Here is a 21,774-nt window from a genome sequence, read left to right as displayed (position 1 = left end):
GACCTCAGAGGTTCTTCTGGATCTCGGACCACTTCTTCTCGACGTCGTCGAGACCGCCGCACATGAAGAAGGCCTGCTCGGCCACGTGGTCGTACTCACCGTCGGCGATCTTGTTGAACGCCTCGATGGTGTCCGAGACCGGGACGGTGGAGCCCTCGATGCCGGTGAACTGCTTGGCCACGTAGGTGTTCTGGGACAGGAACCGCTGGATGCGGCGCGCCCGGGACACGATGATCTTGTCCTCCTCGGAGAGCTCGTCGACACCGAGGATCGCGATGATGTCCTGGAGCTCCTTGTTGCGCTGCAGGATCTGCTTGATCCGGATGGCGCAGTCGTAGTGCGCCTGCCCGATGTACTGGGCGTCGAGGATCCGCGAGGTCGACGTCAGCGGGTCCACCGCGGGGTAGATGCCGAGCGAGGCGATCTCTCGCGAGAGCTCGGTGGTCGCGTCGAGGTGGGCGAACGTCGTGGCCGGGGCCGGGTCGGTGTAGTCGTCGGCGGGCACGTAGATCGCCTGCATCGAGGTGATCGAGTGACCGCGCGTCGAGGTGATCCGCTCCTGCAGCGTGCCCATCTCGTCGGCCAGGTTCGGCTGGTAGCCCACCGCGGACGGCATCCGACCGAGCAGCGTCGAGACCTCCGAACCCGCCTGGGTGAACCGGAAGATGTTGTCGATGAACAGCAGCACGTCCTGGCTCTGCACGTCGCGGAAGTACTCCGCCATGGTCAGCGCCGAGAGGGCGACGCGCAGCCGGGTGCCCGGCGGCTCGTCCATCTGGCCGAACACGAGGGCGGTCTGGCCGATGACGCCGGCCTCCTCCATCTCCACGATCAGGTCGTTGCCCTCACGGGTGCGCTCGCCGACGCCGGCGAACACCGACACGCCGCCGTGGTCCTTGGCGACTCGCGCGATCATCTCCTGGATGAGCACGGTCTTGCCGACGCCCGCACCGCCGAACAGGCCGATCTTGCCGCCCTGGACGTAGGGCGTGAGCAGGTCGATGACCTTGATGCCGGTCTCGAACATCTGGGTCTTGGACTCCAGCTGGTCGAAGGCCGGGGCCTTGCGGTGGATGCCCCACCGCTCCTTGACATCGAGGTGCTCACCCGGCTCGAGGTTCAGGCAGTCACCGGTGGCGTTGAACACGTGGCCCTTGGTCACGTCGCCGACGGGCACGGTGATCGGCGCACCGGTGTCGCTCACCTGCGCGCCGCGGACCAGGCCGTCGGTCGGCTTCAGCGAGATGGCGCGGACCATGCCGTCACCGATGTGCTGGGCGACCTCGAGCGGGAGCGAGGTGGTCTCGCCACCGAGGGTCACCTCGGTCTCGAGCTTGTTGTAGATCGCGGGCATCTGGTCCCTGGGGAACTCGATGTCCACGACGGGGCCGATGACCCGCGCGATCCGACCGACGCCAGCGGAGCCGGTCCCCTGGGTCTCTTCAACAGTGGCAGTCATCTCTCACTCACTCCCGGCTTGGGCGTCGGCCAGCGCGTTGACGCCACCGACGATCTCGCTGATTTCCTGGGTAATGCCGGCCTGACGGGCCTGGTTGGCGATTCGCCTGTACTTCTTGATCAGCTCGTCGGCGTTGTCCGTCGCGGACTTCATCGCCTTCTGGCGCGCGGCGAGCTCGGAGGCGGCCGCCTGCAGCAGGGCGAAGAAGATCCGGCTCTGGACGTACTGCGGCAGCAGTCCGTCGAGCACGTGCTCGGGCGACGGCTCGAACTCGTAGAGCGGCAACACCTCGTCCGACGCGGGCTTCTGCTCGCCCTCGACGACCTCCAGCGGCAGCAGCCGCACGGCGGTCGGCTCCTGGACGAGCATCGAGCGGAACCGCGTGTAGACCAGGTGCACCTCGTCGACGGCCAGCTCGCCCTCCTCGTCGAGGAACGCCTCGATCAGGGACTTGCCGATGTCGTGGGCGACGTCGTACGACGGCTGGTCGGAGAACCCGGTCCACGACTTCACCACGGGGCGCTGACGGAACCGGTAGTACGCCTGGCCCTTGCGGCCGCAGAGGTAGGTCTGGATCTCCTTGCCCTCCTCGCGGAGCTTCTCCGCGAGGCGCTCACCCTCCTTGAGCACGCTGGAGGAGTAGGCACCCGCCAGCCCGCGGTCGCTGGTCACGATGAGCACGGCGGCGCGCTTGGGCTCCTCCGGCTCCCGCGTCAGCGGGTGGTCGACGTTGGAGTACGTCGCCACCGCGGAGACGGCTCGGGTCAGCTCGCGGGCGTACGGCGCGGCCGACTGCGCCCGCTGCTGCGCCTTGATGATGCGGGACGCAGCAATGAGCTCCATGGCGCGCGTGATCTTCTTCATCGACTCCGTCGACTTGATCCGCGCTCGGTACTCACGCAGCGAAACGGCCATGCGTCAGCCCCGCTTCTGCTTGACGATCTGCTCCTGGTCCTCGTCCTCCAGCGCCGCGGCCTCGGGCTCGTGGCCGACCTTGATCGAGCCACCCTCCGAGGTCTCGAACTGGTCGAGGAAGGAGTCGTAGGCGGCCTCGAGCGACGACGCGGTGTCGTCCTCGAACTTCTGCGTCTCGCGGATCGCGGCGAGGATGCCCTCGTGCGAGCGGCGCAGGTAGTCGAGGAACTCCTGCTCGAAGCGGAGCACGTCCTGGGTCGGGACCCGGTCGAGGCGGCCGGTGGTGCCGGTCCACAGGGAGACGGTCATGTCCTCCAGCGGGTACGGCGAGTAGGCCGGCTGCTTGAGCAGCGCCATCAGCCGCTGACCGCGGTCGAGCTGCTGGCGGGAGGCCGCGTCGAGGTCGGAGGCGAACATCGCGAACGCCTCCATCGCGCGGAACTGCGCCAGGTCGACCTTGAGCGAGCCGGTGACGGCCTTCATCGCCTTGGTCATCGCCGAGCCACCCACGCGCGAGACCGACACACCGACGTCGATCGCCGGGCGCTGGTTGGCCGCGAACAGGTCGGACTGCAGGAAGATCTGGCCGTCGGTGATCGAGATGACGTTGGTCGGGATGAACGCCGAGACGTCGTTGGCCTTGGTCTCGATGATCGGCAGGCCGGTCATCGAGCCCGCTCCCAGCTCGTCGTTCAGCTTCGCGCAACGCTCGAGCAGGCGGCTGTGCAGGTAGAACACGTCGCCGGGGAACGCCTCGCGGCCCGGCGGGCGGCGCAGCAGCAGCGACACCGCGCGGTAGGCGTCGGCCTGCTTGGACAGGTCGTCGAAGACGATCAGGACGTGCTTGCCGTCGTACATCCAGTGCTGGCCGATGGCCGAGCCGGTGTACGGCGCGAGGTACTTGAAGCCCGCGCTGTCGGAGGCGGGAGACGCCACGATCGTGGTGTACTCCAGCGCGCCGGCCTCCTCGAGGGCGCCGCGCACCGAGGCGATGGTCGAGCCCTTCTGGCCGATCGCGACGTAGATGCAGCGGACCTGCTTGGTCGGGTCCCCGGAGTCCCAGTTCTGCTTCTGGTTGATGATGGTGTCGATGGCGATCGTCGTCTTGCCGGTCGCCCGGTCACCGATGATCAGCTGGCGCTGGCCGCGACCGATGGGGGTCATGGAGTCGATCGCCTTGATGCCGGTGGCCAGCGGCTCGTGCACCGACTTGCGCTGCACCACGGAGGGAGCCTGCAGCTCCAGCGCGCGCCGCTCGGTGGACTCGATGCTGCCGAGGCCGTCGATCGGGGTGCCGAGCGGGTCGACCACGCGGCCCATGAAGCCGTCACCGACCGGGACCGAGAGGATCTCACCGGTGCGGCGGACCGTCTGGCCCTCCTCGATCTTGTCGAAGTCACCGAGGACGACGACACCGATCTCGCGGGTGTCCAGGTTCAGCGCGATGCCCAGGGTGCCGTCCTCGAACTCGAGCAGCTCGTTGGCCATCGCCGAGGGCAGGCCGGCCACGCGGGCGATGCCGTCGCCGGCCTCGGCGACCGTGCCGACCTCTTCCTTCTTGGCCACGTCGGGCCGGTAGTCCTCGACGTACTTGGCCAACGCGTCGCGGATCTCCTCCGGACGAATCGAAAGCTCCGTCATCTTCTTGTGCCTTCTCTCGATGGGTCTGTGGTGGTGGGTGCGGCCTCAGCCGGCGAGGCGGCGGCGCGCTTCGTGGAGGCGGCTGGCGATCGTGCCGTCGATGAGGTCGTCGCCGACCTCGACCTGCAGACCACCGAGGGTGGAGGGGGCCAGGACGATGTCGAGGTGGACCGGCTTGCCGTACTGCCGGGCGAGCACGTCACGCAGCCGGGACTGGGCCTGCTCGTCCAGGGGGCGGGCCACCCTGACCACGGCCACCGTGCGACCGCGCGACTCGGTCGCGATCCGGGCGAACTCGTCGAACGCCTGGCGGACCGTGCCGTGCTCTCCGAGGACCGCCTGCTCGGCCAGCTTGACGGTGCCGGCGCAGGCCTTGCCGTCGAGCAGCCCACGCAGCAGCGCCTGCTTGTCGGCGGCCGACCGGGCACGGTCGGTCAGCGCCTCCCGCAGCTCCGGGTGCTCGGCGATGACCTGGCCGAACGAGAACAGCTCCCCCTCGAGCCGGTCGGCCTCGCCGTTGCGGTCGGCCGCGCGGGCCACCGCGACGACGCCGAGCCGCTCCAGGGCGACGACGAGGTCGGTGCTCGCTGCCCACCGCATCGCACCCCCGGCGGCCACCAGGTCCGTGGCCGCCTTGTCCAGGTGCTTCTCGAACAGGCCCCGCATCAGGTCCGAGCGCGCCTGCAACGGGGTGGTCGGGTCGGTGGCGGCCCGGCGCAGCGTCGGCCGGACGCGCAGGACCGAGACCGTCGCGAACAGGTCGTCGGCGAGCCTGTCGGCGTCCGCGCCCTCCTCGACGGCGGCCGCGAGCTGCGCACCCAGCCGCTGGTAGGACTCGGCGGAGGAGCCACGCATCAGCTGGCCCCGGCCGTCTGGTCGAGCTCCTCGAGGAACCGGTCGACGACGCGACCCTGGCGGGCCTCGTCCTCCAGCGCCTCCCCCACGATGCGCCCGGCCAGCGAGGTGGCCAGCGAGCCGACCTCGTTGCGCAGGGACACGACCGCGGCCTTGCGGTCGGCCTCGATCTGGGCGTGGGCGTGCTCGACGATCCGCTGGGCCTCGGCCTGGGCCTGCTCGCGCAGCTCGGCGATGATCCCCGCACCCTGCTCACGCGCCTCCTCGCGGATGCGCGCCGCCTCGTGGCGGGCGTCGGCGATCTGCGCCCGGAACTCCTCCTCGGCCTCGTGGGCCTCGGACTTGGCCTGGTCGAGATCCGCGAACTGCTGGCGGATCGCCTCCTGACGAGCCGTCATCGCCTTGTTGATCGGCGGGATGACGAACTTGGCCAGGATCCAGACCATGATCGCGAACGCGAACAGCTCGACGAAGAACGTCCCGTTGGGAACGAGGAAGTTCTGCTGCTCCATAGCGACGATCGCTTGGGTTGCCATCGGTTGGTTCCTTTGCTCTGGGGCGGCGCTACGAGGGGTGCCCGGTGACTCGGCGGATCAGGCGAGGACGAAGACGAACAGCGCCATGAACGCGAGGTTGATGAAGAACATCGCCTCGACCAGGCCGACCGTCAGGAAGAAGATCGTCTGGAGCCGGCCCTGGGCCTCGGGCTGCCGGGCGACGCCCTGGATGTAGGACGAACCGGCCAGACCGTCACCGATACCGGCGCCGATGGCGCCGCCGGCCAGGGCAAGGCCACCACCGACGAACGCGCCGGCGGTCTGGACTGCGGTGTCGCTAACTGCCATTGAACTGCCTCTCTTGGGTGTACGCCGATCCTCGGCGCAACTGGTTACCTCTGGTGCGTGCTGGCCGGCTGGCTCAGCGCGCGGGAACGGGGGTGGGGATGGTCTCGGCCGCGGTCTTCCGGGTGCCGGTGTCGGCCGCGGTGTCGTCGGTGTCGTCGGTGCCGTGCTCGTCGTGGCCCGCACCGGCCATGCCGAAGTACAGCACGGTCAGCAGCGCGAAGATGAACGCCTGGATCCCGCCGATGAACATGTCGAACAGCTTCCAGACCAGGTTCGGAAGCCAGGACGCGTAGAACGGGATCAGCCCGATCAGCGCCAGCATGATGCCGCCGGCGAAGATGTTGCCGAAGAGTCGCAGCGCGAGCGTGATCGGCTTGGTCAGCTCCTCGAGGATGTTCAGCGGCAGCAGCACCGGGAACGGCTCGACGAAGTGCTTGAAGTAGCCCTTCACGCCCTTCTCGCGGATGCCGTAGACCCACACGCCGACCATCGCCATGATCGCCATCGCGTAGGTCAGGTTGGTGTCCGCGGTCGGCGCCGGGAGCAGGTGCAGGTGCTTGTTGATCTCGGTCGGCAGGAGCTCCAGCCAGTTCGCGATCAGGATGAAGAAGAACAGCGCCACGGCCAGCGGCACCACGAAGGGGTGCACCCGACCGAGGTTGTCCTCGACCTGGGTGTTCACCTCGCCGACCACGGCCTCCCAGACCAGCTGGACCTTCGAGGGCACGTGGTCCTCGGGGCGCTTGGTCAGCGCCGCCCGGGCCCAGAAGCCGAGGATCAGCACGATCGCGCCGGCGACCAGCGTGGAGATGATGGTGTCGATGTTGAACGTGATCCCACCCCAGGTCCGGGTGGTGTGCTCACCGATCTTGATGTCGGCGAGCGGCAGCAGCAGGCCGGTCACGGCTTCTTCAACTCCTTCAGCAGCGGGAGCGCCGTCATCACCAGGGCGATGAGGCGGAACAGGGCCAGGCCGAGCAACAGCCCGATGCCGTCCGGCCAGAAGGCCACGGCGATCCCGACCGCGATCACGGTCAGGACCAGGAGGCGGACGAAGGTGGCCGACGCGAGCTTGCCACGCGTCATCTCCTCCCCCGACCGGATGATCTTCAGCAGCCACCGCTCGGTGGCCAGGTGGTTGAGCAGGCCGAGCACGATGCCGGCGGTGATGCAGCCGGCCAGCGTCCAACGGTCGAGCTGCCCGAGGATCCAGTAGCTCGCGACGACCAGGACCAGGGCCACACCGATGGTCTTGCGCTGGTCGCGCAGGACGGTCCCGAGCAGCGAGCCGCGGCCGGCGGAGCCGCTCGTGGCGGCCGTCGTACCTGACGTGGTGTCGGGGGTGGTGTCTGGGGTGGTCATCGTGGTGCTCGTGTCCATGGGGGTTCCGGTGGTGTCGAGGGGGCGGGTCATCGGGGCTCAGCCCCGAAGTGCCGACCTGACGCGCAGCCAGAAGCCGACCGCACCGGCGACGATGCCGAGCGCGATGCCCACGAGGGTGAAGACCGGCGAGGTGCCGGCCGCGTGGTCCACGAGCAGGCCGAGGACCGTGCCCGCCACGACTGCGCCCGCGAGCAGACCCCCGAGCCCTGCGAGGTCGCGACCACGCAGCGTGTTGTCGGAGTGCTCATCGACCATCCACCCAAGTCGCTTTCATCGGCAGGCTTGATGACGCCAGCGCGGGGGGCACCCTGCAGGACCCGATCCGGGACGTCCGACGACGGCGTGAAACTACCACAGCGGGCCCGCCTCACGAACCCGGGGACCGAGGCGGTCCGGGCGTCTCCACCGGGGATCCGGAGGATGTTGGTGCGAGGCGCGGTCGTCATGTTCGGCGGCCGATCTGTCAGGGGTGGTCGGTGCTTGTGAAAACTAGCACAAAGTCCCCACCGGGCAGTAACCGGCGGCCTCGGGGGTGGGGCCTCCGGGGGCGCGGTCGGTGCAGGAATCCCCGGCCAGCCGGGGATTCCCTCGGTTGTCAGCCGTTGCAACGCCCATCCAGCGAGGGAAGGGGCTGACAACCCCGGCCGCCGTCGGCGGGTCAGGGCCGCGCCGCGCTCCCGCCGGCGGGGTCGGGGAGCCGGTGGACGCGCGGCAGGAGGAACGTCACGGTGATCGTGAGCACCGCCAGCGCGGCGAGGCCGCCCCACATCCACGGGCCCGTGTAGAGGCTGACCAGCACGGTGCCGAAGGCCACCAGGCCGGCCCACATCCACATGATCACGACCGCGCGGCGCTGGGAGTGCCCGATCTCCAGCAGCCGGTGGTGCAGGTGTTGCTTGTCGGGGGCGAAGGGTGATCGGCCGGCGCGGGTCCGTCGTACGACGGCGAGGACCAGGTCGAGCAGCGGCACCACCATGATCGAGATCGGCAGCGCCAGCGGCAGCAGGGTGGGCACCAGGCTGGCCCGCGAGCCCGCCGCACCCTGGCTGATCTCGTTGCCGGCGAACTGGCCGGTGAGCGTGACCGCGCTGGCGGAGAGCACCAGCCCGATCAGCATCGAGCCGCTGTCGCCCATGAAGATCCGCGCGGGATGGAAGTTGTGGGCCAGGAACCCGGCGCACGCCCCGGCCAGCGCGACGCTCAGCAGGGCACTGGTGGTCGCTCGCGAGGTGTCGTTGAAGCGCGTGAGCTGGTAGCAGAACAGGAAGAACGCCACCGCGCCGATGCCCACGACCCCCGCCGCGAGCCCGTCGAGGCCGTCGACGAAGTTCACCGCGTTGACCGTCGCCACCACGATGAAGCCGGTCAGCAGCGCCCCCTGGGAGGCGTCGAGGGCGAACTGGGTCCCGTCCGGGGTCGGGAAGAAGACGTACTGGATCCCGAAGACGATGAGGAAGCCGGCGGCGAGCACCTGGCCGCCGAGCTTGGTGAGCGCGTCCAGCTCGAAGAGGTCGTCGAGGACCCCCACGGCGCAGATCAGCGCTCCGGCGATCAGCACCACCCCGGCGTCGCGGAAGACGAACGGGCCGCTGCGCGAGAGGAACGGCAGCTGCCGGGCGACGACGTACGCCGCGACCAGGCCGCCGAGCATCGCCAGCCCGCCGAGGTACGGCACGGGCCGGGCGTGCACGTCGCGGTCACGGACCCTGGCCACCGCGCCCGTGCGCAGCGCGATCTCCCGCGCGATCACGGTCAGCAGATAGGTGACCGTCCCCGCGACCAGGAACACCAGGACGTACTCGCGCACCGGCCCTCGGCCCCTCTCAGCCCTCGTCCGTGAGCGCGGCGCCGAGGGGCTCCAGCACCGCGTTGAGCTGCTCCAGCGACAGGGCGCCGCGGCGCAGGACCCGGCCCCGCTCCCCGGTCACGTCGATGATCGTGGAAGCCTCACCGCCGGGCGACTCCCCGGCGTCGACGACGACCTCGACGGCGTCCCCCAGCATCTGCTCGGCCCGGTCGGCGTCGGTTGCGGCCGGCATCCCGGTGAGGTTGGCAGAGCTGACCGCGAGCGGGCCGGTGCGCTCGAGCACCTGGAGGGCGACCGCGTGGTCCGGCATGCGCACCGCCACCGTGCCCCTGGTGTCCCCCAGGTCCCACTGCAGCGAGCCCTGCTGGTGGCACACGAGCGTGAGCGGTCCCGGCCAGAACTCCTTGATCAGCGCGCGGGCCCACGACGGGATGCGGACCGCGAGCGCGTCCACGGTCGTGGCCGCGCTGACGAGCACCGGAGGCGGCATCTCCCGGCCGCGGCCCTTGGCCGCCAGCAGCGCGCGCACGGCGGCGGGGTCGAAGGCATCGGCGCCGATGCCGTAGACGGTGTCGGTGGGCAGCACCACGAGCTGCCCTTGCTGGACGGCCAGGGAGGCCGCGGCCACCGCCGCCTCCCGCTCGTCGTCGGTGCCCGTGGGGTAACGCTTGCTCACGATCGCCCTTCCTGCCTCGGCTCGGCCCTCGTCCGCAATCTAACGGTCCCGGGTCACGGCGCCTTCGCCGCCTCGGTCGGGCCGGCGAGCCGCGCCGTCGTGAACCGCGGCCGTCCGGCCAGGTCGGGGTGGTCGCGCACCTCGGTCCAGCGCCCGGCCGCCGTGAACACCGCGGGCGCGGAGTCCCCCTGCACGTCGGCGTGCTCGAAGCCCACCACTCCCCCCGGCCGCAGCAGCCGCGCCGCCCGCCGGGCCAGCACCCGGATCGCGTCGAGGCCGTCCTCACCGGAGAACAGCGCGAGGTGCGGGTCGTGGTCGCGTGCCTCCGGCGCCACCGACTCCCAGGCCTCCAGCGGGATGTACGGCGGGTTGCAGGTGATCACGTCGACGGTGCCGGCCAGGTCCTCGAACGCGGTCGCGAAGTCCCCCTGCCGGAGATCCACCCCGGTCCCGGCGAGGTTGCGGACCGCCCAGGCGTGCGCCCGCTCGTCGAGCTCGACGGCGTGCACGCTCGCCCCGGGCACCTCGTCGGCGATCGCCTTGGCGATCGCTCCGGACCCGGTGCACAGGTCCACCACCACGGCGGGCGGCGGGAGGTGGCTCGCGCGCTCGACCGCCCACCCGGCCAACAGCTCGGTCTCGGGGCGGGGTACGAAGACCCCCGGGCCGACCCGGAGCTCGACGTGGCGGAACGCCGCGGTCCCGGTCAGGTGCTGCAGGGGTTCGCGCGCGGCCCGGCGGGCCACCAGCGCGGCGTACTCCTCCCGGCGGCCGGCGGGCACGTCGTCGACCAGCACGAGCCGCCCGCGGGTGGTGCCCAGGACGTGCGCGAGCAGCTCGGCGGCGTCGTGCTCCGGGCTGGGCACGCCCGCCTCGCGCAACCGCTCCACCGCCTCGGCGACCAGCCGGCGGCGGCTGCTCATGCCCGGCTCACTGCTGGGCCGCGTCGAGCGCCGCCGCCAGGTCGGCCTCGAGGCACGAGTCGAGGACCGGCTGGAGGTCGCCGTCGAGGACCTGGTCGAGGTTGTAGGCCTTGTAGCCGGTGCGGTGGTCGGAGATCCGGTTCTCGGGGAAGTTGTAGGTGCGGATCCGTTCGGAGCGGTCCACGGTGCGCACCTGGCTGCGGCGGGCGTCGCTGGCCTCGGAGGCGGCCGCCTCCTGGGCCGCGGCCAGCAGCCGCGCCCGCAGGATCCGCATGGCCTGCTCGCGGTTCTGCAGCTGGCTCTTCTCGTTCTGGCAGCTCACCACGATGCCGGTCGGCAGGTGGGTGATCCGGACCGCGGAGTCGGTCGTGTTCACGCTCTGGCCGCCGGGACCGCTGCTGCGGAAGACGTCGATGCGCAGGTCGTTCTCGTCGACCGCCACCTCGACCTGCTCGGCCTCCGGCAGCACCAGCACGCCCGCCGCGCTGGTGTGCACCCGACCCTGCGACTCGGTCACGGGCACCCGCTGGACCCGGTGCACGCCGCCCTCGAACTTCAGCAGCCCGTACGGCGCCTCCCCGGGCTCGGGCGTCCCCTTGGCCTTGACCGCGACGGTCACCGACTTGTAGCCGCCCAGGTCGGACTCGGTGGCGTCGAGCACCTCGACCTTCCAGCCCCGGCGCTCGGCGTAGCGGGTGTACATGCGCAGCAGGTCGGCGGCGAACAACGCCGACTCCTCACCGCCCTCGCCCGACTTGACCTCGAGCAGCGCGTCCTTCTCGTCGACCGGGTCACGGGGGACCAACAACCGGCGCAGCCGCTCCTCGGCGGCGTCCAGGTCCGAGGCGATCGTCGCGGCCTCCTCGGCGAACGCCGGATCCTCGGTCGCGAGCTCGCGGGCGGCGTCGAGGTCCTCGCCCAGGCCCTGCCACCGGCGCCAGGCGGTGAGCACCGAGGTCAGCTGCGCGTAGCGCTGGTTGAGCTGCTTGGCCAGCCGCGCGTCCGCGTGCGTCTCGGGCGCGGCGAGCCGCTTCTCGAGCTCGGCGTGTTCCGCGGCGAGCCCCTCGACGGCCTCGAACATGAGATCCTCTTCTCCCTCCGGCGGCGCAGGTCCCGAGACGAGCCGAGACAAACGACGAGCGCCGGCCCCCACGACGAGGTGGGGACCGGCGCTCGACGGTGGCTACTTCTTGTTGCCGGCAGCCTTGGCGTAGCGGGCCTCGAAGCGGGCGACGCGGCCGCCGGTGTCGAGGATCTTCTGCTTGCCGGTGTAGAACGGGTGGCACTGCGAGCAGACGTCGGCGTGGATGGAACCGGAGGTCGCGGTGCTGCGGGTGGTGAACGTGCTGCCGCAGGTGCAGGTGACCTGGGTCTCGATGTAGTCCGGGTGGATTTCCTTCTTCATGTGCTGTCCTCTCTCAGGGCCGCCGGGTCGCACGCGGAGGTCGCGGGCGTGAACCGGAGCCGGCAGGTAATTGTGCCACCAGCAGGAACGCGAGGGTAATCGCCGGCATTCCCGGGTCGTGGCCCGCGGGTCAGGCCCGGGAGATGCCGAGCAGCGCCTCGACCCGGGCGCCGAGCTCGCGGGGGCTGAACGGCTTGGTGATGTAGTCGTCGGCGCCACAGTCGAACCCGCTCTCGACGTCGGACTCCTGGGCCCGGGCGGTCAGCAGGATCACCGGGAGGCCGGCGAGCGCAGGGTCGGCCCGGATGGTCCGGATCGCCTCCAGGCCGGAGACCCCCGGCATCATCACGTCGAGCACCGCGAGATCGGGTCGTGAGGCCCGGCAGGCCTCGACGGCCGCTCCCCCGTCGGCCACCGCCACCACGTCGTGGCCCAGGGTCGACAGCTTGAACTCCACGAGCTCGCGGATGTCCACGTCGTCGTCGGCCACCACGATTCTCGCCACACCAGTCCCTCTCCGCGTGCCCTGCCGTGCAGGGGCCAACAGTAGCGCCGGCCCCGCCCCGGCATGCGGGAAGCCGGACGCTCCGTGTCCGGAGTCGCCCGGCTTCCGCGGCCGCGTCGTCCGGGGTCAGTCGCCCTGGCCGGGGGCGGTGGGCGTGGTCTTCTGCACCTGCATCAGGAACTCGATGTTGCTCTGCGACTTCCTGAGCCGCTCGAGCAGCAGCTCCAGCGCCTGTTGCCCGTCGAGCCCGGAGAGCACCCGACGCAGCTTCCAGACGACCGCGAGCTCCTCCTTGCTCATGAGCAGCTCCTCGCGGCGGGTCCCGGACTGGACGGCGTCGATCGCCGGGAACAGCCGCTTGTCGGCGAAGTCCCGACGCAACCGGATCTCCATGTTGCCGGTGCCCTTGAACTCCTCGAAGATCACCTCGTCCATCTTCGAGCCGCTCTCGATGAGCGCGGTCGCGAGGATGGTCAGCGAGCCGCCGTTCTCGATGTTGCGCGCCGCGCCGAAGAACTTCTTCGGCGGGTAGAGCGCCGCCGAGTCGACGCCGCCGGAGAGGATCCGTCCGCTCGCGGGCGCGGACAGGTTGTAGGCCCGACCGAGCCGGGTGATGCCGTCGAGCAGCACCACCACGTCGTGCCCGAGCTCGACGAGCCGCTTCGCGCGCTCGATGGCGAGCTCGGCGACCACCGTGTGGTCCCCGGCCGGACGGTCGAACGTCGAGGAGATGACCTCGCCCTTGACCGAGCGCTCGAAGTCGGTGACCTCCTCCGGACGCTCGTCGACCAGCACCACCATCAGGTGGCACTCGGGGTTGTTGGCGGAGATCGAGTTCGCGATCGACTGCATGATCATCGTCTTGCCGGCCTTGGCCGGGGAGACGATCAGGCCACGCTGGCCCTTGCCGATCGGCGCCGCGATGTCGATGACCCGGCCGATCAGGTTGTCGTGACCGGTCTCGAGACGCAGCCGTTCGGAGGGGTAGAGCGGCGTGAGCCGGGAGAACTCGACCCGGTGCTTGGCGGTCTCGGGATCGGCCCCGTTCACGCTCTCGATGCGCACCATGGGATTGAACTTCTCCTTGCGCTCCCCCTCCCGGGGCTGGCGCACCTCACCGATGATGGCGTCACCACGGCGCAGGCCGTACTTGCGCACCATCGAGAGCGAGACGTAGACGTCGTCCGGGCCCGGCAGGTAGCCGCTGGTCCGCACGAACGCGTAGTTGTCGAGCACGTCGAGGATGCCGGCGGCCGGCACCAGCACGTCGTCCTCGAGGATCGTGGTGTCGGGCTCGCGCTGACCGGTGCTCCCGGTGGGGCGGCCGGCACGGTCGGGCACCCGGTCGCGGTCGCGGCCGCGCCGGCGACGGTTCCGGCGGCTGCCGCCCTCGCCGTCGTCGCCCCGGTGGTCCTCGTCCCGGTTGTCGTCACGACGGTTCTGGTCGCCCCGGTTCTGGTCGGCCCGGTTCTGGTCGGCCCGGTTCTGGTCGGCCCGGTGCTGGTCGCCGCGGTCCTGCTTCTGCTGGTCGGCCCGGTTCTGGTCGCCGCGGTTCTGCTGGCGGTCCGGCTTCTGGTCGGTGCGGTCCTGCTTCTGCTGGTCGCCCCGGTTCTGGTCGCCCCGGTTCTGGTCACCGCGGTCCTGCTTCTGGTCGGCCCGACCCTGCTTCTGCTCGGCGCGGCCCTGCTGGTCGCCGCGCTGCTGGCGCTCGCGGCCCTGCTTCTGGTCCCGGTCCTGCTTGTCGCGGTCCTGCTTGTCCCGGTCCTGCGTGGCACGGTCCTGGTCATCGCGACGCTGGTCGTCGCGGCGCTGCTCGTCGCGCTCCTGGCGGCTGCGTGCCCGGTCCTCGGTCGCCCGCTCGTCACGCTGCTCCCGGCCGGCCTCGCCGCGCCCCTCGGGCGCCTGCGGCGCCCGGCCGTCGCCACCTTCGGCAGGGGCCGGGGCCTTGGCCTCGCGGCCGGCGCTCGTACGCGCCTCCCGAGCGGAGTCCGGTGCCTGGGCGGAGTCCGGTGCCTGGGCGGAGTCCGGGGCCCGGTCGGCGGTCGCCTGGGCTCGGGAGGATCGCCGGGCCGGCGCCGCGCCGCCCTGGGCGGCCTTGATCGCCTCGACGAGCTGGGCCTTCTTCATGCTGCCCGCGCCGGGGATGCCCATGCCGGCGGCCATGGACTTCAGGTCCGCGATCAGCATCGAGCTGAGTCCACCACCGCGCTTCTTCGGAGCAGACGCCCCGGGCTCGGGAGCGGCGGAGGATTCGATGGTTTCCGTCACGTGAGGTCCTTCCCACGTATCAGTGCCGAACCGACCCCACGGGCCGTCGGCTGCTGGTCATGACCCCCTTCCCGCCGGGACTCCACGAGGAGTGCGCTAGGCGGACGTGCGGGACGAGACCCGCACCGGAAGGGGGAGAGATCGCACCGGAGAGCTGGAGTCTGCTGGTGCCACGCCGAGAACTCTGACGCACCCGCAGGTTATCACCCGGGCCGCGCCGATGTGGCATCGGGCACGTTTTCGCGGAGTGTCCCGGGGCGGCCCAGGTCTTCCGAAGGCCCAGAGCTTCCGAAGGCCTAGAGGCTGCGGATCCCGTCCCGGTCGACCGCGAGGTGGTGGGCGTGCCAGCCCTCCGGGCTTCGGGCGAGCAGCCGCTCCGCCGAGACCGGCGCGGCTCCGGGGCCGTCGGTGAACGCCAGCACCGTGGGACCGGCACCGGACACCACGGCCGCGACCTGATCGGCCCGCAGCTCGTCGACCAGCGCGAGCGACGCGGGCATGGCCGCGCGGCGGTACTCCTGGTGCAGGTAGTCCCGGGTCGCGCGCCACAGCTGCTCGGGCTGCCCGGCGAGCGCGGCGACCAGCAGCGCCGTACGTCCGGCGTCGGCCGCCGCGTCGGCGTGCGGCACCCCGCTCGGCAGCAGGCCGCGCGCCACCTCGGTGGAGACCGGCGTCGGGGGCACGAAGACCACGGTGCCGACCCGGGGGTCGACGGCCGAGGCCACCGACCAGAAGCCGTCGTCGTCCCGGCCGGAGATCGTGAACCCGCCGAAGAATGCGGGGGCCACGTTGTCGGGGTGGCCCTCGAGCCGGGCGGCGAGGTCGAACAGCGCGTCGTCGCCCACCAGCAGCGAGCCGCCGGCCACCAGCCCGCGGGCCAGGCTCACCCCGGCCACGATCGCCGCGGAGGAGGACCCCAGCCCACGCGCGTGCGGGATGACGTTGCGGCAGCGCAGCCGCAGCCCGGGCGGCGCAGCGCCCATGACCTCGAAGGCCGCGCGCATCGCCCGCACCACCAGGTGCGACTCGTCGCGCGGCACGTCCTCGGCCCCGGCGCCGCGCACCTCGACCTGCAGGCCGTCGGCGACGACCTCGGCCTCGAGCTCGTCCCTGAGGTCCAGGGCGAGGCCGAGCGAGTCGAAGCCGGGCCCGAGGTTGGCCGAGGTGGCGGGGACCGAGACCCGGACCGGGCCCTCGACGAAGGTGACCATGGTTTCCCCCGGCGGGCTCAGTCGAGGCCGGCCGCGCGCGCGGCGGCCGCGACCTCGGCGTCGACCACGGTGTCCACGATGCTGCCCCCGCCACTGGCGAAGCCCTCGAGGGCCGTGACGGTGTCCTTCAGCCCGTGGCCGGTGACCGTGACCACCACGCTGCTGCCCGCGTAGGACTCCCCCGCCTCCAGCTCGGCGAGCATCCCGGCCACGCCGGCCGCCGAGGCCGGCTCGACGAACACGCCGTCGTGGCTGGCCAGCGCGCGCTGCGCCTCGAGGATCTGCTCGTCGCTCACCGCGGCGAACCGCCCGCCCGACTCGTCGCGCGCCGCCACCGCGAGGTGCCATGAGGCCGGGTTGCCGATCCGGATCGCGGTCGCCTTCGTCTCCGGGTCCGGGAACGGCTCACCGGTCACCAGCGGGGACGCGCCGGCGGCCTGGAAGCCGCGCATCACGGGCCGCCGGGAGGCCAGCCCGAGGTCGGCGTACTGCCGGTAGCCGAGCCAGTACGCCGCGATGTTCCCGGCGTTGCCGACCGGCAGCAGGTGGAAGTCGGGAGCGTCCCCGAGGAAGTCGACGATCTCGAACGCGGCGGTCTTCTGGCCCTCCAGCCGCACCGGGTTCACCGAGTTCACCAGCGCGACCGGGTACTCCTCGGCCAGGCCCTTGGCCAGCCGCAGGCAGTCGTCGAAGTTGCCGCGCACCATGATCACCCGGGCCCCGTGCATGATCGCCTGCGCCATCTTGCCGGCGGCGATCTTGCCCTCCGGGACGAGCACCAGCGGCTTGAGCCGGGCCTTCGCGGCGTAGGCGGCCATCGACGCGGAGGTGTTGCCGGTCGACGCGCACACCACCGCCTCGGCGCCCTGGTGCCGGGCCACCGAGATCGCCGCGGTCATCCCGCGGTCCTTGAAGGACCCGGTGGGGTTGTCGCCCTCCACCTTGAGCCACACCTCGGCGTCGGTGAGGCCCGAGAGCCACTCCGAGTGCACCAACGGGGTGCCGCCCTCCCGCAGGGTGATCGCGGGGGTGCCGGCGGGGATGTCGAGCAGCGCGCGGTACTCCTCGATGACGCCGCGCCACTGGTGGGTGCGCGCCGGCGCCCCGGCCGGGTCGCGCCGGTCGGTGCTGGTACCCGGGCTGGTCCCCGTGCTGGTCGCCGTGCTGGGTTCGGCGTTCACTCCTGCTCCCCCTCCACCCGCATCACCGAGGTGACCTCGCGGACGATGTCCATGTCCCGCAGGTGCGCGACGGTGGCGCTCAGCTGCGCGTCGGTGGCCTCGTGGGAGACCACGACGAGCTGGGCGTCGAGGTCGCGTCCCTCCTGGCGCACGGTCTGGATCGAGACCCCGTGCTCGGCGAAGGCCGTCGCGACCGCGGCCAGCACGCCGGCCCGGTCGTCGACGTCGATCGCGACGTGGTAGCGGGTGCGGGTCTCCCCCATCGGCAGCACCGCCCGGTCGGCGTACGCCGACTCGCCGGCTCCCCGGGCGTCGGCCAGCCGGTTGCGGGCCACCGTCACCAGGTCGCCGAGCACCGCCGAGGCGGTGGGCGCGCCGCCCGCGCCGGGGCCGTAGAACATCAGCTGCCCGGCGGCCTCGGACTCCACGAAGACCGCGTTGTAGGCCTCGCGGACCGAGGCCAGCGGGTGGGACCTCGGGATCATCGCCGGGTGCACCCGGACAGAGACCGCCTGGTCGCCGCTGGCGCCGGTGCGCAGCTCACAGATCGCGAGCAGCTTGACGACGCTGTTCATCTCCCGCGCCGACTGCACGTCGGCGGCGGTCACCTCCGAGATGCCCTCCCGGTAGACGTCGGCGGCGGTGACCCGGCTGTGGAAGGCCAGCGAGGCCAGGATCGCTGCCTTCGCGGCAGCGTCGAAGCCCTCCACGTCGGCGGTCGGGTCCGCCTCGGCGTACCCGAGGTCCTGGGCCTCCTCGAGCGCCTCGGCGAAGCCGGCGCCCGAGGTGTCCATCTTGTCCAGGATGAAGTTCGTGGTGCCGTTGACGATGCCGAGCACCCGGGTCACCCGGTCGCCGGCCAGCGACTCGCGCAGCGGGCGCAGGATCGGGATGGCGCCGGCGACCGCGGCCTCGTAGTACAGGTCGCGCCCGGCCTTCTCGGCGGCCTCGAACAGCGTCGGGCCGTCCTCGGCCAGCAGCGCCTTGTTCGCGGTGACCACCGAGGCGCCGTTCTCCAGGGCGGCCAGGATCAGGCCGCGGGCCGGCTCGATCCCGCCGATCACCTCCACGACGAGGTCCACGTCGGGGCGCGCCACCAGGCCGGCCGCGTCGGTGGTCAGCAGCCCCGCGGGCACCTCGACCTCCCGCGGCGCGTCGAGGCGGCGTACCGCCACGCCGACGAGCTCGACGGGTGCGCCCACGCGGGCGGTGAGGTCGCCGGCCTGCTCGCGCAGCAGCCGCACGACCTGCGAGCCGACCGACCCGCAGCCGAGCACGGCCACCCTCAGTGCCTCACCTGGGAAGGCCTTCGATGCCGCGCTATCCACTGACCACTCCCACGTCCGTCGCCAACAAGTCGTCCACACTCTCCCTCCGCACGACCACGCGCGTCTGCCCGTCCCGCACAGCGATCACCGGCGGGCGCGGCGCATGGTTGTAGTTCGAGGCCATCGACCGGCAGTAGGCGCCGGTGCCGGGCACCGCCACCAGGTCGCCGGGGGCCACATCGGCGGGCAGGAACTCGTCCTTCACCACGATGTCACCGGCCTCGCAGTGCCGACCCACCACCCGGGCCAGCGTCGGCGGCGCGGCAGAGGCACGGGAGGCCAGCGTGCAGGAGTAGTCGGCGTCGTAGAGGGCGGTGCGGATGTTGTCGCTCATGCCGCCGTCGACGCTGACGTAGGTGCGCCGCGCACCGCCGTCGAGCGCGACCTCCTTGACCGTGCCGACCTCGTAGACCGTGCACGTCGAGGGCCCGACGATGGCCCGGCCCGGCTCGATCGAGAGCCGCGGCACCCCGATGTCCAGCGCCCGGCACTCCTGCTCGACGATCTTCGACATCTCCGTCGCCAGCTGCGCGGGGTCCGCGGGGTCGTCCTGGGTGGTGTAGGCGATGCCGAAGCCGCCGCCGAGGTCCATCTCGGGCGGCACCACGCCGAGCTCCGCCGCGATCCGGGCCTGCAGCGCCAGCACCCGGCGCGCGGCGACCTCGAACCCCGAGGAGTCGAAGATCTGCGAGCCGATGTGGGAGTGCAGGCCGAGCAGCTCGAGCCCGTCGGCGGCCAGCACCCGGCTCACGGCCTCCAGCGCGTCGCCGCTGGTGATCGAGAAGCCGAACTTCTGGTCCTCGTGCGCGGTCGCGATGTACTCGTGGGTGTGGGCCTCCACCCCGGCCGTGACCCGCACCATCACGCGGGCGGTCGCGCCGGTCTCGGCGGCGAGCTGCGCGAGCCGGTCGATCTCGACGAACGAGTCCAGGATGATCCGGCCGACGCCCAGCTCCAGGGCGCGCCGCAGCTCGGCGACGGTCTTGTTGTTGCCGTGGAAGCCGATCCGCGCCGGGTCGAAGCCGGCGCGTTCGGCCACCGCCAGCTCACCGCCGGTGCAGACGTCGAGGAACAGGCCCTCCTCGTCCACCCAGCGCGCCACGGTGGTGCACAGGAAGGCCTTGCCGGCGTAGAACACGTCGTACGCCGCGAAGGCGTCGCGGAACGCGCGGGCCCGGTCGCGGAAGTCGGCCTCGTCGAGGACGTACGCCGGGGAGCCGTGCTCGGCCACCAGGTCGGGCAGGGCGACCCCGCCCACCTCGAGGACGCCGTCGACCTTGCGGGCCGTGGACGACCACAGCTGCGGGACCAGCTCGTCGGGGTCGGTGGGCTGGCGCAGCCAGGACGGCGCGCGCAGCGCTCCGTCGGCGTGCGCCCAGCCGGCTTCGTGGGCGTGGGGCATGGTCAGTCCACCTCGTGCATCCGGGTCACATCCGCTCGGGCGCCGAGACCCCGAGCAGGCGCAGGCCGTTGGCGAGCACGATGCGGGTGGCGTCGACCAGCAGCAGGCGCGCCCGGTGCAGGTCGGTGGCCTCCTCGTCACCCATCGGCAGCACGCGGCAGTTGTCGTAGAAGCGGTGGTAGGCGCCGGCGGTGTCCTCGAGGTAGCGGGCCACCCGGTGCGGCTCGCGCAGCGTCGCGGCGCTGGCGACCACGCGCGGGAACTCGGCCAGCGCACGCAGCAGGTCACCCTCCTTCTCGTGCCCGAGCAGCTCGGGGTGGGAGGCGGGCTCGAGGCCGAGGTCGGCGGCGTTGCGCAGGATCGAGGACACCCGGGCGTGGGCGTACTGCACGTAGAAGACCGGGTTGTCGCTGGACTGGCGCGCCCACAGGTCCAGGTCGAGGTCGATCGTGGAGTCGCTGGTGTAGCGGGCCAGGGCGTAGCGGGCGGCGTCGACGCCGATCGCGCCCACCAGGTCGTCGATGGTGACGACGGTGCCGGCACGCTTGGACATCCGGACCGGCTCGCCGTCGCGGAGCAGGTTGACCATCTGGCCGATCAGGATCTCCAGGTTGCGGCCCGGCTCGTCACCGAAGGCCGCGCACATCGCCATCATCCGGCCGACGTAGCCGTGGTGGTCGGCGCCCAGCATGATCAGGCACCGGTCGAAGCCGCGCTCGCGCTTGTCGAGGTAGTAGGCCAGGTCGCCGGACAGGTAGGCACCCTGGCCGTCGGACTTGATGACGACCCGGTCCTTGTCGTCGCCGTACTTCTCGGTGGCGAGCCACAGCGCGCCGTCCTGCCGATAGGTGTTGCCGAGCTCGCCGAGGCGCGCGACCGCGCGGTCGACGGCCCCGCTCCGGTGCAGCTGGTCCTCGTGGAAGTAGACGTCGAAGTCCACGCCGAAGTCGTGCAGGCTGGCCTTGATCTCCGCGAACATCATCTCGACGCCGACGGCGCGGAACGTCTCGAGCGCCTCGTCGGGGTCCTGGTCCAAGACGTCGGGGTGCTGCTCGAGCACGGCCTTGGCGATGTCGTCGATGTACTGCCCGGCGTAGCCGTCCTCGGGGACCGGCTCGCCGTTCGCGGCCGCCCGGAGCGACCTGCTGAACCGGTCGATCTGCGCGCCGTGGTCGTTGAAGTAGTACTCGCGGGTGACCTCGGCGCCCGTCATCGTGAAGATCCGGCCGAGCGCGTCACCGACCGCGGCCCAGCGCACGCCCCCGATGTGGATGGGCCCGGTGGGGTTGGCGGAGACGAACTCGAGGTTGACCCGCTCCCCCGCGAACGCCTCGCTCGCGCCGTACGCCGGGCCGGCCGCCACGACCTGCGCCGCCACCGCGCCCTGGGCGCCGGCCTCGACGGTGATGTTGAGGAAGCCCGGCCCCGCGATCTCGACCGCGGCGATGCCCCCGACCGCCTCGAGCCGCCCGCGGACGAGCTCGGCGAGCGCCCGCGGGTTGGTGCCGGCCCTCTTCGCCAGCTGCAGCGCGACGTTGGTGGCGTAGTCGCCGTGACCCTTCTGCCGCGGGCGCTCCACCGTCACCGTCGCGGGAACCCCGTCCGGCAGGGTGATCGCACCCTCGTCGGACAGGGCCGTCAGGACGTCGACGACCGTGGTGGAGAGCTGCTCGGGAGTCACCGACCCACCCTAATGGCCGGAGCCTTCCCGACCCGAACCGATCTCCCGCCTCGGAACGCGCTGCCCCGGCAGCCGGTTTCGCCCTGCGCCTCCCCGGCCTGTAAGGTCATCCGCACTGAGCCCCCGTAGCTCAGGGGATAGAGCACCGCCCTCCGGAGGCGGGAGCGTAGGTTCGAATCCTACCGGGGGTACCACTGCAGGAGGCCCGGGTCGTCGACCCGGGCCTCTTCGCTTCTCTCGGACCCGGCCGGGACGCGATGCGCGGCACGGGGCCCGGGTCACCCCCGGG

At 71.7% G+C, this 21,774-nt stretch carries 21 protein-coding genes and 1 tRNA gene; 1 reads left to right on the top strand and 21 read right to left on the bottom strand.

The annotated features are described in order from the left end of the window. Positions 1-4: 4 nt before the first annotated feature. The 21 genes from atpD to argS form a co-directional block, all read right to left on the bottom strand. On the bottom strand, positions 5-1,459 hold the full coding sequence (gene atpD / locus BJZ21_RS06620) for a F0F1 ATP synthase subunit beta (RefSeq protein ID WP_179663020.1): 1,455 nt from the start codon (positions 1,457-1,459) through the stop codon (positions 5-7). Between the two features lie 3 nt (positions 1,460-1,462). Then, positions 1,463-2,374 carry a F0F1 ATP synthase subunit gamma gene (locus BJZ21_RS06615; protein ID WP_179663019.1) on the bottom strand — a complete coding sequence of 304 codons (912 nt, stop codon included), beginning with the start codon at positions 2,372-2,374 and terminating at the stop codon, positions 1,463-1,465. Between the two features lie 3 nt (positions 2,375-2,377). Beyond that, complete coding sequence (atpA, locus tag BJZ21_RS06610; protein WP_179663018.1) at positions 2,378-4,015, bottom strand: F0F1 ATP synthase subunit alpha; 1,638 nt, start codon at positions 4,013-4,015, stop codon at positions 2,378-2,380. A gap of 45 nt (positions 4,016-4,060) precedes the next feature. Next, positions 4,061-4,870 (bottom strand): F0F1 ATP synthase subunit delta, encoded by an 810-nt coding sequence (locus BJZ21_RS06605; RefSeq protein WP_179663017.1) that lies wholly within the window; start codon positions 4,868-4,870, stop codon positions 4,061-4,063. Further along, entirely contained in the window at positions 4,870-5,406 is a 537-nt protein-coding gene (locus tag BJZ21_RS06600; protein WP_179663016.1) for a F0F1 ATP synthase subunit B, read from the bottom strand. The genes BJZ21_RS06605 and BJZ21_RS06600 overlap by 1 nt, the downstream gene beginning before the upstream one ends. Positions 5,407-5,463: 57 nt before the next feature. Further along, the gene (locus BJZ21_RS06595; protein ID WP_179663015.1) at positions 5,464-5,715 is read right to left on the bottom strand and encodes a F0F1 ATP synthase subunit C; all 252 of its coding nucleotides are present in this window, start codon (positions 5,713-5,715) and stop codon (positions 5,464-5,466) included. Between the two features lie 73 nt (positions 5,716-5,788). Then, positions 5,789-6,619 (bottom strand): F0F1 ATP synthase subunit A, encoded by an 831-nt coding sequence (atpB, locus tag BJZ21_RS06590; protein ID WP_179663014.1) that lies wholly within the window; start codon positions 6,617-6,619, stop codon positions 5,789-5,791. Continuing rightward, positions 6,616-7,077: a hypothetical protein gene (locus tag BJZ21_RS06585; protein WP_179663013.1), complete on the bottom strand. Its 462-nt coding sequence runs from the start codon at positions 7,075-7,077 to the stop codon at positions 6,616-6,618. Before BJZ21_RS06585 ends, atpB begins: the two co-directional genes overlap by 4 nt. 57 nt (positions 7,078-7,134) lie before the next feature. Beyond that, a complete protein-coding gene (locus BJZ21_RS06580) occupies positions 7,135-7,353 on the bottom strand; it encodes an AtpZ/AtpI family protein (RefSeq protein WP_179663012.1) in 219 nt (72 codons plus the stop codon). A gap of 403 nt (positions 7,354-7,756) precedes the next feature. Further along, positions 7,757-8,905 carry an MraY family glycosyltransferase gene (locus tag BJZ21_RS06575; protein ID WP_179663011.1) on the bottom strand — a complete coding sequence of 383 codons (1,149 nt, stop codon included), beginning with the start codon at positions 8,903-8,905 and terminating at the stop codon, positions 7,757-7,759. A 16-nt stretch (positions 8,906-8,921) separates the two neighbouring features. Then, positions 8,922-9,581 (bottom strand): L-threonylcarbamoyladenylate synthase, encoded by a 660-nt coding sequence (locus BJZ21_RS06570; protein ID WP_179663010.1) that lies wholly within the window; start codon positions 9,579-9,581, stop codon positions 8,922-8,924. Between the two features lie 53 nt (positions 9,582-9,634). Beyond that, the gene (gene prmC, locus BJZ21_RS06565) at positions 9,635-10,504 is read right to left on the bottom strand and encodes a peptide chain release factor N(5)-glutamine methyltransferase (protein ID WP_179663009.1); all 870 of its coding nucleotides are present in this window, start codon (positions 10,502-10,504) and stop codon (positions 9,635-9,637) included. 7 nt (positions 10,505-10,511) lie between these two features. After that, on the bottom strand, positions 10,512-11,585 hold the full coding sequence (gene prfA, locus BJZ21_RS06560) for a peptide chain release factor 1 (protein ID WP_179663008.1): 1,074 nt from the start codon (positions 11,583-11,585) through the stop codon (positions 10,512-10,514). Positions 11,586-11,687: 102 nt separating this feature from the next. Further along, positions 11,688-11,909, bottom strand: coding sequence for a 50S ribosomal protein L31 (gene rpmE / locus BJZ21_RS06555; protein WP_179663007.1), 222 nt, complete (start codon positions 11,907-11,909; stop codon positions 11,688-11,690). A gap of 130 nt (positions 11,910-12,039) precedes the next feature. Continuing rightward, on the bottom strand, positions 12,040-12,414 hold the full coding sequence (locus tag BJZ21_RS06550; RefSeq protein WP_179663006.1) for a response regulator: 375 nt from the start codon (positions 12,412-12,414) through the stop codon (positions 12,040-12,042). A gap of 126 nt (positions 12,415-12,540) precedes the next feature. Beyond that, on the bottom strand, positions 12,541-14,601 hold the full coding sequence (gene rho, locus BJZ21_RS06545; RefSeq protein ID WP_218851348.1) for a transcription termination factor Rho: 2,061 nt from the start codon (positions 14,599-14,601) through the stop codon (positions 12,541-12,543). Positions 14,602-14,978: 377 nt separating this feature from the next. Then, complete coding sequence (thrB, locus tag BJZ21_RS06540) at positions 14,979-15,893, bottom strand: homoserine kinase (protein WP_179663004.1); 915 nt, start codon at positions 15,891-15,893, stop codon at positions 14,979-14,981. A 17-nt stretch (positions 15,894-15,910) separates the two neighbouring features. Next, complete coding sequence (gene thrC, locus BJZ21_RS06535; protein ID WP_343052257.1) at positions 15,911-16,963, bottom strand: threonine synthase; 1,053 nt, start codon at positions 16,961-16,963, stop codon at positions 15,911-15,913. Between the two features lie 107 nt (positions 16,964-17,070). Continuing rightward, positions 17,071-18,363, bottom strand: coding sequence for a homoserine dehydrogenase (locus BJZ21_RS06530; protein ID WP_218851750.1), 1,293 nt, complete (start codon positions 18,361-18,363; stop codon positions 17,071-17,073). Positions 18,364-18,394: 31 nt separating this feature from the next. Beyond that, on the bottom strand, positions 18,395-19,804 hold the full coding sequence (lysA, locus tag BJZ21_RS06525; RefSeq protein ID WP_179663001.1) for a diaminopimelate decarboxylase: 1,410 nt from the start codon (positions 19,802-19,804) through the stop codon (positions 18,395-18,397). 25 nt (positions 19,805-19,829) lie between these two features. Next, entirely contained in the window at positions 19,830-21,485 is a 1,656-nt protein-coding gene (argS, locus tag BJZ21_RS06520) for an arginine--tRNA ligase (RefSeq protein ID WP_179663000.1), read from the bottom strand. A 119-nt stretch (positions 21,486-21,604) separates the two neighbouring features. Here argS and BJZ21_RS06515 point away from each other — a divergent pair. Continuing rightward, positions 21,605-21,679: transfer RNA gene (locus BJZ21_RS06515), tRNA-Arg, on the top strand. Positions 21,680-21,774: the final 95 nt, after the last annotated feature.

Origin of the sequence: Nocardioides panaciterrulae (assembly GCF_013409645.1) — a bacterium.
In the GTDB taxonomy this organism is placed as follows: Bacteria; Actinomycetota; Actinomycetes; order Propionibacteriales; family Nocardioidaceae; genus Nocardioides; species Nocardioides panaciterrulae.
The sequence above is the reverse complement of the archived record's forward strand: the minus strand, read 5'-3'. Positions and strand labels throughout refer to the sequence as shown.

Bases quoted from the DNA above. Each gene is read 5' to 3' on its own strand.
- atpD (WP_179663020.1), bottom strand. From the start codon at position 1,459: ATGACTGCCACTGTTGAAGAGACCCAGGGGACCGGCTCCGCTGGCGTC.
- BJZ21_RS06615 (WP_179663019.1), bottom strand. From the start codon at position 2,374: ATGGCCGTTTCGCTGCGTGAGTACCGAGCGCGGATCAAGTCGACGGAG.
- atpA (WP_179663018.1), bottom strand. From the start codon at position 4,015: ATGACGGAGCTTTCGATTCGTCCGGAGGAGATCCGCGACGCGTTGGCC.
- BJZ21_RS06605 (WP_179663017.1), bottom strand. From the start codon at position 4,870: ATGCGTGGCTCCTCCGCCGAGTCCTACCAGCGGCTGGGTGCGCAGCTC.
- BJZ21_RS06600 (WP_179663016.1), bottom strand. From the start codon at position 5,406: ATGGCAACCCAAGCGATCGTCGCTATGGAGCAGCAGAACTTCCTCGTT.
- BJZ21_RS06595 (WP_179663015.1), bottom strand. From the start codon at position 5,715: ATGGCAGTTAGCGACACCGCAGTCCAGACCGCCGGCGCGTTCGTCGGT.
- BJZ21_RS06585 (WP_179663013.1), bottom strand. From the start codon at position 7,077: ATGACCACCCCAGACACCACCCCCGACACCACGTCAGGTACGACGGCC.
- BJZ21_RS06580 (WP_179663012.1), bottom strand. From the start codon at position 7,353: ATGGTCGATGAGCACTCCGACAACACGCTGCGTGGTCGCGACCTCGCA.
- prmC (WP_179663009.1), bottom strand. From the start codon at position 10,504: ATGAGCAGCCGCCGCCGGCTGGTCGCCGAGGCGGTGGAGCGGTTGCGC.
- prfA (WP_179663008.1), bottom strand. From the start codon at position 11,585: ATGTTCGAGGCCGTCGAGGGGCTCGCCGCGGAACACGCCGAGCTCGAG.
- rpmE (WP_179663007.1), bottom strand. From the start codon at position 11,909: ATGAAGAAGGAAATCCACCCGGACTACATCGAGACCCAGGTCACCTGC.
- rho (WP_218851348.1), bottom strand. From the start codon at position 14,601: ATGCTGATCGCGGACCTGAAGTCCATGGCCGCCGGCATGGGCATCCCC.
- thrB (WP_179663004.1), bottom strand. From the start codon at position 15,893: ATGGTCACCTTCGTCGAGGGCCCGGTCCGGGTCTCGGTCCCCGCCACC.
- lysA (WP_179663001.1), bottom strand. From the start codon at position 19,804: ATGCCCCACGCCCACGAAGCCGGCTGGGCGCACGCCGACGGAGCGCTG.